This is a genomic window from Pseudomonas sp. R62 (genome assembly GCF_000257605.1).
GTDB classification, from domain to species: domain Bacteria; phylum Pseudomonadota; class Gammaproteobacteria; order Pseudomonadales; family Pseudomonadaceae; genus Aquipseudomonas; species Aquipseudomonas atacamensis.
In genome coordinates this window covers 1-629 of record NZ_AHZM01000955.1, presented here as the reverse complement: position 1 = coordinate 629, position 629 = coordinate 1, and the positions used below count along the sequence as shown (strand labels likewise).

General features: G+C 44.4%; 1 protein-coding gene. It reads left to right on the top strand.

What is annotated here, in order from left to right:
* On the top strand, positions 1–593 hold a 593-nt coding region (locus tag OQK_RS01325; RefSeq protein WP_016770762.1), incomplete at its 5' end, for a hypothetical protein.
* Positions 594–629: the final 36 nt, after the last annotated feature.

The window sequence follows — 629 nt, the reverse complement described above, 5'->3', positions numbered from 1 at the left end:
AAATGATAGTTTCAGCGATGTTTGATTCCCTCGTCACATTTGACTGCGTATATGGAGGCTTTGAGCTCGAAAATGGAGTAGTTCGCCTTTATGTCGAAAGAGGCCTAGCCTTGAAAAAAACGAAGTTGGTAACAGCGGCGGATGGCGCTCGGATCGTACAGTGTGATGAAGATGAGTGTCCTAAGGGCGAAAGTATTTTTCCTGTTCATTACATTTACGATCCCGCTAGAGATGTGGAGTATGTTGAATGGAGTCTTGTAAATGGTTTGTTACACGCTCGAAGCGAGGGTGGTGAATGGGTCAGATACGAGAGCGAGAGTGAAGGTTTGCACGCAATGCATGAATATGTGGGTGACTGCTGGCTGGTCTTTTCGGGTGTGAGTGTGTTGAGAAAAGTTATCTATGAATATTCTCTCGATCGAAAGAGTTCCTCAGGTAATGAGTTTGTCGAGGAGTTTATTAGTGGGCCTAAAGTCGATAAGTCTGCAAGTGAGTATTTTCTTGAGGGTGAAATAAATGTTTTGCCTGGGCCAGGATGGATGTCTTTGAAAATTGATGCAGATTCGTTTCATATCGAGATTCCCGACGATTGAAAGAAAAGCGGATAAATGGGGACCGGATAAACGGGG